The 16,375-nt window shown below is 44.8% G+C and carries 12 protein-coding genes and 1 other annotated feature; of the genes, 5 read left to right on the plus strand and 7 right to left on the minus strand.

Going from position 1 to position 16,375, the window contains the following annotated elements; translation table 11 throughout:
- Positions 1–87 precede the first annotated feature (87 nt).
- Entirely contained in the window at positions 88–1,854 is a 1,767-nt protein-coding gene (locus AB5Z01_RS02925; protein WP_118053238.1) for an ABC transporter ATP-binding protein, read from the minus strand.
- The gene (locus tag AB5Z01_RS02930) at positions 1,847–3,586 is read right to left on the minus strand and encodes an ABC transporter ATP-binding protein (protein WP_287215224.1); all 1,740 of its coding nucleotides are present in this window, start codon (positions 3,584–3,586) and stop codon (positions 1,847–1,849) included. Before AB5Z01_RS02930 ends, AB5Z01_RS02925 begins: the two co-directional genes overlap by 8 nt.
- A gap of 286 nt (positions 3,587–3,872) precedes the next feature.
- Positions 3,873–4,111, plus strand: a binding site (T-box leader).
- 64 nt (positions 4,112–4,175) lie between these two features.
- Here AB5Z01_RS02930 and tyrS point away from each other — a divergent pair.
- The 4 genes from tyrS to AB5Z01_RS02950 all read left to right on the plus strand — a co-directional run bounded on the left by tyrS (position 4,176) and on the right by AB5Z01_RS02950 (position 9,049).
- The gene (gene tyrS, locus AB5Z01_RS02935; RefSeq protein ID WP_117856625.1) at positions 4,176–5,393 is read left to right on the plus strand and encodes a tyrosine--tRNA ligase; all 1,218 of its coding nucleotides are present in this window, start codon (positions 4,176–4,178) and stop codon (positions 5,391–5,393) included.
- A 200-nt stretch (positions 5,394–5,593) separates the two neighbouring features.
- Entirely contained in the window at positions 5,594–6,322 is a 729-nt protein-coding gene (locus AB5Z01_RS02940) for a polyphosphate polymerase domain-containing protein (protein WP_046439948.1), read from the plus strand.
- Complete coding sequence (locus tag AB5Z01_RS02945; RefSeq protein ID WP_242994518.1) at positions 6,315–7,019, plus strand: DUF4956 domain-containing protein; 705 nt, start codon at positions 6,315–6,317, stop codon at positions 7,017–7,019. The genes AB5Z01_RS02940 and AB5Z01_RS02945 overlap by 8 nt, the downstream gene beginning before the upstream one ends.
- Positions 7,020–7,117: 98 nt before the next feature.
- Entirely contained in the window at positions 7,118–9,049 is a 1,932-nt protein-coding gene (locus tag AB5Z01_RS02950) for a carbohydrate-binding domain-containing protein (protein WP_287215222.1), read from the plus strand.
- Between the two features lie 332 nt (positions 9,050–9,381).
- Here AB5Z01_RS02950 and gap read toward each other — a convergent pair whose 3' ends face one another.
- A complete protein-coding gene (gene gap / locus AB5Z01_RS02955) occupies positions 9,382–10,419 on the minus strand; it encodes a type I glyceraldehyde-3-phosphate dehydrogenase (RefSeq protein ID WP_022287438.1) in 1,038 nt (345 codons plus the stop codon).
- Positions 10,420–10,708: 289 nt separating this feature from the next.
- Between gap and AB5Z01_RS02960 the strand changes: the two genes are divergently transcribed.
- Complete coding sequence (locus AB5Z01_RS02960) at positions 10,709–11,791, plus strand: HAMP domain-containing sensor histidine kinase (protein WP_287215221.1); 1,083 nt, start codon at positions 10,709–10,711, stop codon at positions 11,789–11,791.
- A 91-nt stretch (positions 11,792–11,882) separates the two neighbouring features.
- Here the strand turns inward: AB5Z01_RS02960 and gpmI are convergent, their stop codons facing one another.
- The 4 genes from gpmI to pgk all read right to left on the minus strand — a co-directional run bounded on the left by gpmI (position 11,883) and on the right by pgk (position 16,253).
- Positions 11,883–13,406 (minus strand): 2,3-bisphosphoglycerate-independent phosphoglycerate mutase, encoded by a 1,524-nt coding sequence (gene gpmI, locus AB5Z01_RS02965; protein WP_022287440.1) that lies wholly within the window; start codon positions 13,404–13,406, stop codon positions 11,883–11,885.
- A 116-nt stretch (positions 13,407–13,522) separates the two neighbouring features.
- Positions 13,523–14,299: a triose-phosphate isomerase gene (gene tpiA, locus AB5Z01_RS02970; protein WP_278461590.1), complete on the minus strand. Its 777-nt coding sequence runs from the start codon at positions 14,297–14,299 to the stop codon at positions 13,523–13,525.
- A gap of 130 nt (positions 14,300–14,429) precedes the next feature.
- A complete protein-coding gene (locus tag AB5Z01_RS02975) occupies positions 14,430–14,951 on the minus strand; it encodes a DUF3592 domain-containing protein (protein WP_287215219.1) in 522 nt (173 codons plus the stop codon).
- A gap of 78 nt (positions 14,952–15,029) precedes the next feature.
- On the minus strand, positions 15,030–16,253 hold the full coding sequence (gene pgk, locus AB5Z01_RS02980) for a phosphoglycerate kinase (protein ID WP_138338638.1): 1,224 nt from the start codon (positions 16,251–16,253) through the stop codon (positions 15,030–15,032).
- Between the last annotated feature and the right edge of the window lie 122 nt (positions 16,254–16,375).

Below are 16,375 nucleotides of genomic sequence, written 5' to 3' on the forward strand. Positions count from 1 at the left end.
GACAGACGGGATAAAAAATAGTGCAAAATACAAAAGGGCGACCAAAGGCCGCCCCTACATCAGTTTTTTTATAAACAAACGCTGGGATCACGTCACAGCAAACTGTGAGTTATAGAGATCGGCATAGAAGCCGTTCTTTGCCATAAGCTCATCATGACTTCCCTGCTCTACTATGTGTCCCGAATCCATTACTATGATCGTATCTGCGTTCTTGATAGTAGAAAGTCTATGGGCGATTATAAAGCTCGTTCTGCCCTGCATCATTTTCTCAAAGGCACGCTGTACCAATATCTCCGTACGGGTATCTATAGACGATGTAGCTTCGTCCAGAATGAGCATTGGCGGCAGCGAGAGCATTACTCGTGCGATACAGAGAAGCTGTTTCTGTCCTGCGGAGATAGTGCTGTAGCTGTCTGAAATAACGGTATCATAGCCCTTTGGCAGACGCTTTATAAAGCCGTGACAATGGGCTGACTTGGCGGCGGCTATCATTTCTTCCTCGGTGGCGTCAGGCTTGCCGTAGCAGAGGTTCTCTCTTATGGTGCCTGTTTTCAGCCACGTTTCCTGCAAGACCATGCCGTACATACTTCTCATGGAGTCACGGGTACAATCCTTTATAGGCTCGCCGCTTATGCGTATCTCGCCGCTGTCGGTGTCGTAAAATCTCATAAGGAGGTTTATCATGGTGGTCTTGCCGCAGCCTGTTGGTCCTACGATAGCTGTACGCTGACCGCTCTTTACATGGAGGTTAAAATTCTCGATAAGCTTCACATCAGGCACATAGCTGAAGGACACGTTGTCAACGTCTAATGTGCCGTCAACGGAGGTAAGGACAGTAGCGTTAGAGCTGTCAGGTATCTCCTCTGTTTCGTCTATGACCTCAAAGACACGCTTTGCAGAAGCGAATGCACTTTGAAGCTCGGTGATAACGCCTGATATTTCGTTGAAAGGCTTTGTATACTGATTTGCATAGGTGAGGAAACAGCTGAGATTACCAACTGTGAAGCCCACGCCTTTTATTACAGAGAGTGCGCCCACGATACCGACAGCCATATAGACGAGGTTGTTTACAAAACGTGTGCATGGGTTGGTGAGTGAGGAGAAGAATGTGGCGTTAAGTCCAACTTTCTGGAGTTTCAGGTTCACTTCTTCAAACTGCTCCTCAGCTTCTTCCTGATAGCCGAATGCTGTTACTACCTTCTGATTGCCTGTCATTTCCTCAACAAGGCTGGTCATATCGCCTCTTGCAACTGATTGCTGGTGGAAAAGCTTGAATGTGTTCTTGGCAATAAATCTTGCGACAAATAGGGAAAGCGGAGTGAGGATAACCACGATAAGAGTTATTTTCACATTGATAGAGAGCATGAAGCCAAGTGTACCAAAAATTGTACATACGCCTGTGAAAAGCTGTGAAAAGCCCATGAGAAGTCCGTCTGACACCTGCTCCAAGTCGGAGATTATACGGCTGATTATATCACCGTGAGGGTGGGAGTCGATATAAGAAAGGGGTAGCTTTTGGAGCTTTGCGAAAGCATCGTTTCGGATATCTCTTACCACGCAATAGGTTATCTTATTTGTACAAAGTGACATGAGCCACTGGGCAATGCCTGTTACAGTGACTGTTACGCCAAGCTTGATGATGATATTGATAATTCCGTCAAAATCTACAAGTCCCTTGGCTATGATAAGGTCAACAGCGTTGCCGACGAGAATAGGAGCATAAAGGGTGGTGGCAACTGCTATGACCGCAAAGACCATGGACAGTATGAACAGCCACATATGCGGTTTTGCGTATTTGAGAAGCGGTCTGAGAGCTGAGGTATCAAGCTTGTTTTTTGTGCTTTGCTTAGCCATTTGCCTGCGCCTCCTTTTCTGAAAGCTGTGAAAGGCATATTTCTTTATATACCTCGCAGCCGTTATAAAGCTCTGAATGAGTGCCGATACCTGCTATTTTGCCATCGTCAAGAACGATTATCTTATCGGCACTTTTTATAGATGAGATTCTCTGTGAAACTATGAAGACGGTCATGCCGCTTGTTTTTTCGTGGATAGCTTTTCTTAGTCTTGCATCTGTGGCAAGGTCAAGGGCGGAGGCTGAGTCATCGAGAATGAGTATCTCAGGATCACCGACCAATGCTCTTGCAATGGTAAGTCTTTGACGTTGACCGCCTGAGAGGTTTTTGCCCTCCTGCAAGATCATTTCGTCAAGCTTATCAGGCTTTTTCTCAACAAAATCTTTCGCCTGAGCGATATCAAGAGCGTTCCAGATATCCTCGTCCGTGGCGTTTTTATCACGCCACTGCATATTATGTCTTATAGTACCCTTAAAGAGGACGGCTTTCTGAGGAACAATGCCTATCATACCTCTGAGCTGTGAGAATGGGTACTCTTTTACGTCAACGCCGTCAACAAGGACTTCGCCCTGACGGACGTCATAGAACCTTGGGATAAGGTTGATAAGAGAGGTCTTACCTGAGCCTGTACCGCCGATTATACCGATAGTTTCGCCTTTCATGGCTTTGAAGCTGATATCCGAAAGGGAGTCGGCTTCGGCTGATGCGTACGAGAAGAAACAGTTTCTAAACTCTACGCATGGGGCATTACCGTCAGTTGCGACAGGCTTATTATCCTTATCGGATACACTTGGCTCCACATCGAAAACGTCATTTATTCTGATAGCGGAAGCCTGCATTTTGGTGATATTTGTAACAAGTATCGCCATAGCAAGGAGTGCTAAGAGTATCTGGTTCATATAGTTTACAAGGGCTATCACTTCGCCCTGTGAGATAAAGCCTGTATAAACCGTTTTGCCGCCGAACCATATGATAGCCATTATTGCAAAGTTTACGATGACATATGTGGCAGGGTTCATAAGGGCGGAAATTCTTCCTGCAATTATCTGCTGACGCCTAAGTTCTTCGGTATTATCAGCGAACTCTTTCTCCTCGTCTTTCTGACGGGAAAATGCTCTGATAACTCTTGCACCTGTGAGAGTTTCGCTTGTCATAAGGTTAGTTTTATCCAGCTTTTTCTGGATATTCTTATACTGCGGGATAGTGATGTGCATTATAAGGTAGATGACATAGGCAAGGCATGGGGCGATTATCAGGAAGATAAGAGTAAGCTTCACTGAGATAGAGAATGCCATTATGATTGAGCCTAAAACGATAAAAGGCGAACGAAGAAACAGACGAAGGAGGATATTCACGCCCTGCTGAGCGGTATTGATATCCGCTGTCATTCTTGTGACGAGGGTATGGCTTCCAACGCTGTCTATCTCGGCATAGGACAGTGAATTGATATGCTTGAAAAGGTCACGTCGGAGGGCTGTTCCAAAGCCTAGGGAAGCTTTTGCGGCGAAATACTGAGCAGTCAGCGCACAAGCCAGACCACAGAAGGCGAGGAGAACAAGCACGCCACCCATTTTATAGATATAGGGCTTATCTTGATTTTTTATACCCACGTCAATGATATTAGCCATAACGAGTGGCACTGCAAGCTCGAAGCAGGCTTCGATAAGCTTAAACAGCGGACCGATTATGCTTTCTTTTTTATAGTTTTTCAGATACCTAAAAAGCTTCAGCATTTTTCTTTCTCCCAACTAAATAAAATCATATAAATTTTATTATATCATATGTTTTTGTACATTTGTAGACGAATAAGTTAATTCTTTAAAAAAGTGGGGGATAATGCAGGGGCAAAAAGTTCGCCCCTACAATAAATAATCATCGCCGCAGGCGATACCTTCATTCCTCATTTCTCACTCCTCATTCCTCACTTCTTATTCCTCACTCCTCACTCCTCATTCCTAACTCCTAACAAAAAGGGGGTTGACAAAAGGGTGAAAGTGTGCTATAGTCATATCAATAGGTTTAAATGCTATGACGGAAATAAGTAGCCTTTTGCGAAATTTCAGAGAGCTTTCGGTCGGTGCGAGAAAGCATTTCTACAAAGTGTGAATACATTCCTGAGCTGTTCGCCGAGAAAGCTTTTGCGTAAGGCGAAACGGTTTGCACACGTTACAGTGCTATGGCTTCGCTTTCTGCTGAGCCTGTAAGGTCGGGAGTTTTCCCGATAAACTGAGGTGGTACCACGATGATTCGTCCTCTGACAGATACTCTGTCAGGGGATTTTTTTATTTATGTACCGCAAAAAATAATACGGAGGTATGAAAAATGACAGTATTTGAAGAACTGAAAAGAAGAGGTCTTCTCGCTCAGCTTACTGATGAGGAGGAAATAAAGGAGCTTATCAACGCTGGCAAGGCTACTTTCTACATCGGCTTTGACCCGACCGCTGATTCACTCCACGTTGGTCACTTTATGGCACTTTGCCTTATGAAGCGTTTGCAAATGGCTGGCAATAAGCCTATCGTTCTTATCGGAGGCGGTACGGCTATGATAGGCGACCCGTCAGGCAAAACAGATATGAGAAAAATGATGACAAAGGAAACTATCAACCACAATGTTGAATGTTTCAAAAAGCAGATGTCACACTTCATTGATTTTTCTGATGACAAGGCTATTATCGTAAACAATGGCGATTGGCTTCTCGACCTTAATTATGTTGATGTGCTTCGTGACGTTGGCGCTTGCTTCTCTGTAAACAAGATGCTTACATTTGAGTGCTACAAGCAGAGAATGGAAAGGGGTCTTACTTTCCTTGAGTTCAACTACATGATAATGCAGTCCTACGATTTCTACAGACTTTTCCAGGATTACGGCTGTAATATGCAGTTCGGCGGTGACGATCAGTGGGCTAATATGCTGGGCGGTACTGAGCTTATTAGAAAGAAGCTTGGCAAGGACGCTTATGCAATGACTATCACTCTGCTTCTTAACTCTGAGGGCAAGAAAATGGGCAAGACAGAAAAGGGCGCTGTATGGCTCGACCCTGAAAAAACTTCTCCATACGAGTTCTATCAATACTGGAGAAACGTTGGCGACGCTGATGTTATCAAGTGCCTGAAGATGCTCACATTCGTTCCTATCGAGGAGATAGAGGAAATGGAGAAACACATGGAGGGTGCTGAATACAACAAGGCTAAGGAGCTTTTGGCTTACGAGCTGACAAAGCTTGTTCACGGCAAAGAAGAGGCTGACAAGGCTGACGCTGCGGCAAAGGCTATTTTTGCAGGCGGTGGAAACAGCGACGATATGCCTAGCACGACTATTGCGGCGGCTGATCTTACTGACGGCAAGATAGGTATTCTTACGCTTCTTGTTAAGTGCGGACTTTGTCCTTCAAATGGCGAGGCTAGACGTCTTGTTACTCAGAACGGCATTGCGGTGAATGGCGAGAAATTCACTGACCCTAAGGGTCTTGTTGATCTCTCTGAGCCTGTTGTTATCAAGAAGGGCAAGAAGGTTTTCCACAAGGCTATTGCGGAATAATATAGTACAAAATAATTTCCACGGGTGGACAGAAGTTCACCCGTTTTTTGTATATAAATATAAGGTATTTTGCAATATTCATAAACATTCACACAAAATACATATAAGGTTTAGCTATATTTAAAGTTATTCATATATACTTTTAATCAAAGGAAAGTTTACACGAAGCATACGAAAAAATCACGAAAAGAGGCGTGGATATGAATGGCAATCAGGAAGTGTTCAGACGGATAGAGAAAAAATATATCGTTGATGAACCAACTTATGAAAAGCTTATAAAAAAGCTCGATGGGCATTTTGTCAAAGACAGATATTACAAAAGCACTATCTGCAACATATATTATGACACACCAAGTCATCAGCTTGTGAGAAACTCCATTGAAAAGCCTGTTTACAAGGAAAAGCTGAGAGTAAGGAGCTACGGCGTACCTAATGATGAAGACATGGTCTTTGTGGAGCTTAAAAAGAAATACAAGGGTGTGGTCTACAAGAGGCGTATTGAAATGACCCTTGCACAGACCCGTGATTTCTTTGCAGGCAAAGATGTACCTCATGATAATCCGCAGATAGAGAACGAGCTGAAATATTTTCTCAAATTCTATGAGGGCATTGCTCCTGCTATGTATCTTAGCTATGACAGGCTTGCTTACTGCGGTGCGGAAGACCCGTCCCTTAGGCTGACCTTTGACACGCACATTCTTTACCGTGAGGAGCAAAAGGAGCTTGACAATGGCATTTGGGGCAAAGAGCTTCTGCCTGCTGGCATGAGGGTAATGGAGATAAAGATACCGAACGCTATGCCACTTTGGTTATCGGCTATACTTGATGAACTGGAGATATATCCTGCGTCATTCTCAAAATACGGAACTGCGTATCTTAACGAATTTTCTGAAAAAATACATAAAGGTAAGGTGATAAGCTGTGCTTAATTCAACTACTCTTGCGGCTACTACTGTGACCACCACTGAAACGACCGTGGCGGCGATAACTACAAACGAATTTGTTTTCTGCACTGCGGCTTCGTTGGTGCTTGGTCTTATAATAGCGTTTGCATTCAACTTCAAGCAGAAAAAGACAAAGAGCTTTATGATGACGCTTGCTTTGCTGCCTGTGATAGTACAGGTAGTGATAATGCTTGTAAACGGAAACATCGGTACCGGTGTGGCTGTTATGGGTGCATTCAGCTTGGTAAGATTCCGTTCTGTACCGGGAAGTGCCATGGACATTTGTGCTATATTCCTTTCAATGGCTGTCGGTCTTGCGACGGGCACGAACCACCTTGCGTTGGCTCTTATGCTTGCTGTGTGCGTGAGCCTGCTGAACATTATTTACACGCTTCTGCCTATTGGCAAAAAGAAGTCGGGTCACAAGGATCTTAGTATCACTATCCCTGAAAGCCTTGATTACACCGAGGTATTTGACGATATATTTGAAAAGTATCTTTCAGAATGTGAGCTTGTTTCGGTAAAGACCACAAATATGGGAAGTCTTTTCAAGCTGAAATATCGCATAGAGCTAAAGGGTGATGCTAATGAAAAGAAGCTTATTGACGAACTTAGATGCAGAAACGGCAACCTTGAGATAATGTGTGCAGTGGCAGCAGACATTGAGGAACAATCATTCTGACAAACTAACAAAAGTATCCATAAGCAAAACCGCACAAGGCTAAAGCGGTCTTGTGCGGCTTTTTTCAACCTTTTTTACCATACAAGGGGGTATTTTTCATGAAAATTTCGGACACTAAAAAGCTGGCAGCTATCACAGCGGCGTTTTTTATCACGGTAGCGGCTTTTTCAGGCTGTTCAGAGAGTGCAAATTCTTCACAGACCACAAGCAGTGTTTCTCAGGCGGCAAAGTCTGACATTGACGCAAGCATTGCGGCAGAGGACATTGACGTTGGATATGACGAGGAAAGCTCAGTAGGGATTACATTTGCTGATGGCAGTGCGGCTATAGACGGTGAGGGTGCGACCTCAGAAGGGGAAACTGTTACCATTTCGCAGACAGGCACTTACATTCTTTCAGGCACGGCGACCAACGGCAGGATAATCGTTTCAGCGGACAAGACGGCTGAAATAAAGCTTATTTTCAATGGAGTTGACATAACTTGTGCTGACAACGCTCCCCTGCTTGTGAGCAAAGCTAAAAAAGTTTATATCGTGCTGGAGGACGGCACAGAGAACGTTTTGACGGACAGTGCAAGCTACTCTTTAGGAGAAGATGACAGCAACACAGACGGTGCTATTTTCTCCAAAGCCGACCTTACTATAAACGGCAGCGGTACACTTACGGTGAATGCAAACTACAAGCACGGTATAGTTTCAAAGGACGATCTTGTTATCACTGACGGCAATATCAATGTGACCTCGGCTTCAACCGCTATGGAGGGCAAGGACAGCGTTAAGATATCTGGCGGAACATTCAACATTTCCGCAGGCACGAACGGCATAAAATCCACTAACACAGAGGCTTCTGACAAAGGCTTTATAAGCGTGACAGGGGGAAGCTTCACAGTAGTCGCAAACAATGACGCATTCGAGGCGGAAACTGTGCTTTCTATCGAGGGCGGAAGCTTTGACATCACCACAGGAGGTGGAAGTGCAAACGCTTCTATGAAGTCTGACGGCACGCCAAACAGAAATTGGCAGAACAACATGGACAACGGTGGTGGTGGTCCGAACGGAATGGGCAGACCTGACGATAACGGAAACGGCATGGGAGGCGACCCGCCTACGATGCCTACGGCTGACGACACGGGGCTGACAATCGAGGCTACGGCTAACGCCGCTACAGACAGCGACAGCACATCAACATCTGCAAAGGCGTTAAAAGCAGGCAGCGAGGTGAACATAAGCGGCGGTGAGTTCAAGATAGATTCGGCAGACGATTCAGTACACAGCAATGGAAATATTGTGGTAACAGGAGGAAATATTTCTGCGGCGTCAGGTGACAACGGAATGCACGCTAACGGAAATCTGACCATATCCGACGGCACTGTAGACATCACAAAGAGCTACGAGGGTATCGAGGGATCTATCGTGACAATAGACGGTGGCACCATATCAGTGGTAGCAAGCGATGACGGAATAAACTGCGCAGGCGGAAGCGACACAGGGTCAACAGGCAGAATGGGTGCTGACCAATTCTCGTCACAGGACGGCGTTGAACTTAACATCAACGAAGGAACTGTAACCATTGACGCTGACGGCGACGGACTTGACTCAAATGGCAACTTCACAATGGCAGGCGGTACAGTTTACGTTTGCGGACCTACTAACGGTGGCAATGGTGCACTTGACTACAACGGCACTGCAACTGTAACAGGGGGAACGCTCATCGCCTGTGGTGCGGTTGGAATGGAAGAAGGCTTTGGTGACAGCTCCACACAATACAGTGTTCTGCACGATCTTGGTTCGACAGTTTCAGCAAACGAAAAACTGACTATCACTAACAGTGACGGCAAGGAGATCTTAAGCTTTACCCCTACAAAGACTTGGCAGAGCGTTGTATTCACAAGCGCTGACCTGAAGGAATGCGAAACTTACACCATTACGGCAGGATTGCAGTCGGAAACCGTGACTATTGACGGCATTGTTACTTCTAATTCCAAGGGAAAAAACTTTGGCGGTGGTCATGGCGGAAGACGTGGTTTCTGATATGAACGACAAAAGGGACTGTAAAAAAAGTCCCCAAGAAAAAAGGCTGCGATCTTGCAAAAAAGCAAGACAGCAGTCTTTTTTGTGGTATAATTAAAGTATCATGAATAACCAACCACAAGAATATTATACACCATATTAATTAAAATTTCAATAGAAATTAAAAAAAAAATTGAAACAACTGACCCGGTATATACATTTTGTGTAATTATGATCAACGGACAAACACTGTTCGCCCGTTGATTACCCACCATTGCTATAAACTAATACAAAAAAAGACCGCCTCATGATGAAGCGGTCTTTAGTAAGCAATTTAGTCTTGGCTGTGCAGATTATGCAAGCTCAGCAAAGTACTTGATTGTTCTTACCATCTGTGATGTGTAAGAGTTCTCGTTGTCGTACCAAGAAACTACCTGTACCTCATAGAGGTCATCAGCGATCTTAGATACCATTGTCTGAGTAGCATCGAAGAGTGAACCAAATCTCATGCCGATAACGTCAGAAGAAACGATTGGATCCTCGTTGTAGCCAAATGACTCAGAAGATGCAGCCTTCATAGCAGCGTTGATGCCTTCAACTGTTACGTCAGCACCCTTTACAACTGCTGTAAGGATTGTTGTTGAACCAGTTGGAACTGGAACTCTCTGTGCAGAACCGATGAGCTTGCCGTTAAGCTCTGGGATTACAAGGCCGATAGCCTTTGCAGCACCTGTTGAGTTAGGAACGATGTTTGCAGCACCAGCTCTTGCTCTTCTCAGGTCACCCTTTCTGTGAGGACCATCGAGGATCATCTGGTCGCCTGTGTAAGCATGGATAGTGCTCATGATACCGCTCTGGATAGGAGCATACTTGTTAAGAGCATTAGCCATAGGAGCAAGACAGTTTGTTGTGCAAGATGCAGCTGAAATGATTGTATCGTCAGCTGTAAGTGTCTTCTCGTTTACTGAGTAAACGATAGTCTTGAGGTCGTTACCAGCAGGAGCTGAGATAACTACCTTCTTAGCACCAGCATCGAGGTGAGCCTGGCTCTTAGCCTTTGATGTATAGAAGCCTGTGCACTCGAGAACTACGTCTACACCAAGCTTGCCCCAAGGACAATCCTTAGCGTCCTTTTCTGCATAAATCTGAAGAGTCTTGCCGTCAACAGTGATAGTATTAGCCTCATCATCAGCTGATACTGTGTGGAGATTCTCACCGATCTTACCACAGTAACCGCCCTGAGCTGTATCATACTTAAGAAGATCAGCGAGCATTGAAGGCTTTGTCAGGTCGTTGATTGCAACTACCTCGTAGCCCTCTGCGCCAAACATCTGTCTGAATGCAAGACGTCCAATACGTCCAAAACCATTAATTGCGACTTTAACTGCCATAATTAATTTACCTCCTAAAAATTTTTCTGTACTTATTATACTACATTTTTCTATACATTGCAAGTGTTTTTACAAAAAACTTAGAACTTTTTTTCTTTAAGGCAATACCGCACAATCTTTGTGCGGTATTGCCTTAAAACTTCACCCCAAAGCCATCTGAGTCTTGATCCGTCAAAGCACTGCTAAATTCTTTAAAATATGATCAAATATTGATGATTTTTTATTGACTACCCCGACAGTTTAGGTTATAATATTTACATGAGATCTTTATGAAAGGCAGGCTAACAAAGTGGAACTGACATCTTCTGTGAAAGAGATATACGCTCAGTCTGAGGAAAACATTATCCTCACTGACGCTGAGCTTAATGTCATTTGGAAAAATCATGGTGATCTGCCTGATGTTATAGATATTTCTGCTTTATGCGATACTCCGGAAAACACTTTCATTCTGCCTGTTGAAAAGACAGCTACCTTTGAATATAAGGGCAGGTTTGCAGACTCGGCGGCAATGCGTTTTGAACCACTGAGAGATAATGGCATTATAACGAATTATCTCATACACTATTACTCCTGCATGGACATAGAACGTCTTTCGGACAAGTCTGGATATTTACGCTTCAAATCGAATTTTCTCGGCAACATAAGGATGGAGCTTTCTAAAATGTTAGCGATGCTTGACAGCCAAAAGAATTCCTTCTCTTCAAAAGCCGGCACTGAATATGAGCATTTTGACCATGAGGCAAGGCTTCGTATACTGAAGACATTTTCCGCAACGGTGAACATGACAGAACTTGCAAAATATTTCAGCGGCAATTTCACAACTGAATATCAGAGCCTATCAGACATATGCGGTGAGGTATGCGACGAAGAAGGCAATTTGCTGGAGGAGGACGGCTGTATTTTCAGATACTCCATTGACCCGTGCATTTATTTTGAAACAAACAAAAGCCTTATTAAAAATGTGCTTGTAAATCTGCTTGTGAACGCATATATGTACAATGGCAAGGAACAGCGGCAGGTGGAGCTTATCCTAAAAACTGAGGACGACAGGATAATACTGTCAGTAAATGATAATGGCAACGGCATGACAGATGATGTATGGCAGGCGGCTATCACGCCCTTTGGCACATTCCAGAAATACAGTAGCAGCGAGGCGTTGGGGCTTGCACTGGCAAAATGCTTTTGCGACCGTTTTGACGGTGAACTAAGTTATCGCAGCGAGATCGGCAAAGGCACTTGTGTGACCATGAGTTTCCCATGTGACAGCCGTGGTTTGCCGAAAGAGTTCCATGTGAGCAGAATGCCACCCATACCGAACCCATACGGCAGTACCTACTGCATAATGGCTAAAGGGCTTGACCCGCTGAAATAGGGTTTGGGCAATATACAGAGCAAGTGAATAGATGGGATACAAAAAAGGCAGTGCCGATTTTCTCGGTACTGCCTTGATTATTTTATGAAAATTAGTCCTTGATGATAGACTTACCTGTCATTTCCTTTGGCTGCTCCAGACCCATGAGTTTGAGCATTGTTGGTGAAAGGTCAGCAAGAACGCCGCCCTCTCTGATAAGAACATTGCCTGCGCCTGCGATAATAAGAGGTACAAGGTTGGTTGTGTGGGCTGTGAATGGAGAGCCGTCCTCTTCCATCATCTTATCTGCGTTGCCATGGTCTGCTGTGATAAGTGCTATACCGCCCTTTGCAAGAACTGCGTCAACCGTTTTGCCTACGCACTCGTCAACTGCTTCTACTGCTGCTACGGCTGCGTCGAACACGCCTGTGTGACCTACCATATCGCAGTTTGCATAGTTGAGGATAATTGCGTCATACTTGTCAGACTCTATTCTCTTGAGAACTTCGTCGCAAACAAGATATGCGCTCATTTCAGGCTGGAGGTCATAAGTTGCTACCTTTGGTGAATTGATGAGGGCTCTGTCCTCGTTCTCAAAAGGAGCTTCTACACCGCCGTTGAAGAAGAATGTAACGTGTGCATACTTCTCTGTTTCGGCAATTCTAAGCTGTGAAAGACCCTTCTTTGCGATATACTCGCCGAAAGTATTTTCAAGGCTTGCTGGCTTGAATGCAACGTCAACGTTTGGCATTGTTGCGTCATACTGTGTCATGCAGACATAGTAAAGTGGGAATCTGCCGTTTCTTCTCTCAAAGCCTGTGAAATCATCGTCAACGAGAGTTCTTGTTATCTCTCTTGCTCTGTCAGGACGGAAGTTGAAGAAGATAACGCTGTCGTTTGCGGATATCTTGCCGTTCTCATCGATAACTGTAGGAACAACGAACTCGTCTGTAACGTCAGCGGCATAGGAAGCCTTGATAGCGTCAACTGCGTTATCAGCCTTATTGCCCTCGCCGTACACCATTGCGTCATAAGCCTTGCCTACACGCTCCCAACGGTTATCTCTGTCCATTGCATAGTAACGTCCCATTACTGTTGCTATCTTGCCGACACCAATTTCCTTGAGCTTTTCTTCAAGCTCAGCTACGAAGTCAACACCACTTGTAGGAGGAACATCTCTGCCGTCCATGAAGCAATGAACGTATACCTTTGTAAGACCTGCTTTCTTAGCAAGCTCCAAAAGGCCATAGAGGTGTGAATTATGTGAATGAACGCCGCCGTTTGAAAGAAGTCCGAACAGGTGGAGTGCGCTGTCATTCTTCTTGCAGTTCTCAACGGCTGCTGTGAAAGCTTCATTTGAGAAGAATTCGCCGTCCTTGATAGACTTTGTAATTCTTGTAAGCTCCTGATAAACTATTCTTCCTGCACCGATATTTGTATGGCCTACCTCTGAGTTACCCATCTGTCCCTCAGGAAGTCCAACGTCCATGCCGCTTGCGCCGATAAGAGTGTGCGGATAGTTGGCAAGAAGTCTGTCGATATTAGGTGTTTTGGCAGCTCTGATAGCGTTGCCGTAATCCTTGTGATTATAGCCGAAGCCGTCCATAATGATAAGTGCTATGGGTTTCTTTGACATATTTCTTAGTCCTTTCAAAAAAATCGCAGGGGCAGCCGCAGCCGTCCCCTGCGGAACTTTTTATTTGTTTGTTCTTGTGACGAATGATATTTTACCCCTAGATATCCGTCTGTTAATTAGCCCTCAACAGCTGCCTGAACGATAGTGTTGAAGTCAGCAGCCTTCAGTGAAGCACCGCCGATAAGACCGCCGTCTACGTTCTCCTTAGAAAGAAGCTCTGCGCAGTTCTTAGCGTTCATTGAGCCGCCGTACTGAATTGTAACTGCCTCTGCTGTAGCCTCGTCATAGATCTTAGCAAGTGTTGATCTGATGAATGCGCAAACTTCCTCTGCCTGATCTGCTGTAGCTGTCTTGCCTGTGCCGATAGCCCAAACTGGCTCGTAAGCGATAACAGACTTCTTAACGTCCTCTGCTGATACGCCGAAGAAATCAAGCTTTACCTGTCTTGCAATAACTTCCTCTGTGATGTTGCACTCACGCTCCCAGAGTAGCTCGCCAACGCAAACGATAGGCTTAAGACCAGCTGCAAGAGCTGCCTTTGTTCTCTTGTTTACTGTTTCGTCTGTTTCACCGAAATACTGTCTTCTCTCAGAGTGACCGATAACAACGTACTCAACGCCAAGCTCAACGAGCATATCTGCTGAGATCTCGCCTGTGAAAGCACCGCTCTTCTCAAAGTGAACGTTCTCTGCACCGATCTTTACGTTTGAGCCTGCTGTTGCGTTGATAGCAGTTTCAAGGTTTGTGAAAGGTACGCAAGCGATAACTTCTACCTTGCCCTCAGCGTTTGCAACAAGTGGCTTGATAGCTTCGAGAAGCTCCTTAGCCTCAGGTCTTGTCTTGTTCATTTTCCAGTTTCCTGCAATAATTGCTTTTCTTACAGCTTTTTTCATGATAAAAAACTCCTTTATTTTTTATAGGGAACAGAAAAACTGCTCCTGCTAGTTTTCCAAGTTTATTATACAACATTCACTCGTATTTGTCAACTAATTAACAAAGGCTTGGACTTATTTTATCTGTTTTTTACAGCTTGTCTATAAGCATAACGACACCGAAAACGCCAAGCAGGACTCCAATAGCGATAGCCGCATAGCCGAAAGGCGTTTTCTCCTCTTTTTCCTCGGCTTCCTTTTCCTCCTCAGTGACTTCTACCTTTGATTTTTCATCGTCAAGGTAAAATTCCTGTGGGTTTGCGGGGTTATACTTTATGTCTATCATGTCGCCCTTTTCATAGCCGTTGTCTGTAACTATTTGTGTATATTTCTCGCCGTCAATGGTATAGCCGATTTTCCACTCGGTAAAAACTCTGTCCTCGCCGCCGTTGAAGTCAGGCATTGTGGTCTTGACTTTCTGCAAGGCTTTTGCCTGAGTTGGTTCGTAGTGATCCTCCTCAGGGATATTATATTCCTGCTCAGGAAAAAAGCGATAACCCTGCAAAACTTTGATACCGAAATAGATAAGTCCAATGCCTGTGAGCAGAAGAATTGTTCCGCCTATGCCCTGCCAGCCTAATCCGCTTTTTGCAAGTAGTGTTATTTCATTCATTTTTACTACCTCGATTTCTGCATAAAAAAGGGACAGGCAAAACTTGCCTGCCCCTAGCTTATAGCCTAGTAAGATATATTACTTGTCAGCGATTACGTCGATACCTGGGAGGACCTTGCCCTCGAGGTATTCAAGTGAAGCTCCGCCGCCTGTTGAGATGTGTGACATCTTATCAGCAAAGCCAAGCTGGATAACTGCTGCTGCTGAGTCGCCGCCGCCGATGATAGTTGTAGCGTCTGTTTCAGCAAGTGCCTTTGCAACTGCGATAGTACCCTTTGCAAGTGTTGGGTTCTCGAACACGCCCATAGGACCGTTCCAAACAACTGTCTTTGCAGACTTAACAGCCTCGCCGAAGAGAGCCTGTGTCTTTGTGCCGATATCAAGGCCTTCCTTGTCAGCTGGGATCTTGTCAGAATCAACAACTTCTACGTCGATAGGAGCGTCGATTGGATCAGGGAAACCTGCTGCAACTGTTGTGTCGATAGGGAGAAGAAGCTTCTTGCCGAGCTTTTCAGCCTTTGCCATCATTTCCTTGCAGTAGTCGATCTTTGTATCGTCAACGAGGGAAAGACCAACTTCCTTGCCCTGTGCCTTAAGGAATGTATATGCCATACCGCCACCGATGATAAGTGTATCGCACTTCTCGAGGAGGTTTGAGATAACGTTGAGCTTATCTGCTACCTTTGCGCCGCCGAGAATAGCAACGAATGGTCTAACAGGTGTTTCAACTGCATTTCCGAGATAGTTGATCTCCTTCTGCATGAGATAACCAACTGCTGTTTCCTTAACAAACTTTGTAACGCCTGCTGTAGAAGCATGAGCTCTGTGTGCAGAACCGAAAGCGTCCATTACGAATACTTCGTCGTCAACGAGGTCAGCAAGTTCCTTAGCGAAGCCTTCGCCGTTCTTTGTTTCCTCTGCGCCTCTGAATCTTGTGTTCTCAAGAACAACGATATCACCGTCAGCCATTTCAGCAACTGCCTTCTTAGCGTTGTCGCCAACTACTGTATCGTCAGCAGCGAATGTTACCTTTGTTTCAGGAAGAAGCTCTGCAAGTCTTGCAGCAGCAGGAGCAAGTGAGAACTTAGCCTCTGGGCCGTTCTTTGGCTTGCCAAGATGTGAACACAGAACTACCTTGCCGCCGTCAGCTACCAGCTTCTTGATAGTTGGGAGAGCAGCTGTTATTCTGTTATCGTTTGTAATAACGCCGTCCTTAAGAGGAACGTTAAAGTCAACTCTTACGAGTACCTTTTTGCCCTTTACATTAATGTCATCAACAGTAACTTTGTTTAAACCTGCCATTTTAAAGACACCTCTCAATTTAATTTTTTAATTCACGTTGTTAAAAAACTAACAACCTTACCTTTATTATATAACATACCGTCATAAAAATCAAGTATTTTTTTATAATTTTTACCCTGATT

The organism is Ruminococcus sp. RTP21359st1_H3_RTP21359_211015, assembly GCF_040909065.1.
Classification (GTDB): domain Bacteria; phylum Bacillota; class Clostridia; order Oscillospirales; family Ruminococcaceae; genus Hominimerdicola; species Hominimerdicola aceti.

Excerpts from the sequence above, each read along its gene's own strand:
- AB5Z01_RS02930 (WP_287215224.1), bottom strand. The coding sequence starts at position 3,586 with ATGCTGAAGCTTTTTAGGTATCTGAAAAACTATAAAAAAGAAAGCATA.
- gpmI (WP_022287440.1), bottom strand. The coding sequence starts at position 13,406 with ATGTCAAAGAAACCCATAGCACTTATCATTATGGACGGCTTCGGCTAT.
- AB5Z01_RS02950 (WP_287215222.1), top strand. The coding sequence starts at position 7,118 with ATGAAAATTTCGGACACTAAAAAGCTGGCAGCTATCACAGCGGCGTTT.
- pgk (WP_138338638.1), bottom strand. The coding sequence starts at position 16,253 with ATGGCAGGTTTAAACAAAGTTACTGTTGATGACATTAATGTAAAGGGC.
- AB5Z01_RS02975 (WP_287215219.1), bottom strand. The coding sequence starts at position 14,951 with ATGAATGAAATAACACTACTTGCAAAAAGCGGATTAGGCTGGCAGGGC.
- tpiA (WP_278461590.1), bottom strand. The coding sequence starts at position 14,299 with ATGAAAAAAGCTGTAAGAAAAGCAATTATTGCAGGAAACTGGAAAATG.
- AB5Z01_RS02925 (WP_118053238.1), bottom strand. The coding sequence starts at position 1,854 with ATGGCTAAGCAAAGCACAAAAAACAAGCTTGATACCTCAGCTCTCAGA.
- AB5Z01_RS02940 (WP_046439948.1), top strand. The coding sequence starts at position 5,594 with ATGAATGGCAATCAGGAAGTGTTCAGACGGATAGAGAAAAAATATATC.
- tyrS (WP_117856625.1), top strand. The coding sequence starts at position 4,176 with ATGACAGTATTTGAAGAACTGAAAAGAAGAGGTCTTCTCGCTCAGCTT.
- gap (WP_022287438.1), bottom strand. The coding sequence starts at position 10,419 with ATGGCAGTTAAAGTCGCAATTAATGGTTTTGGACGTATTGGACGTCTT.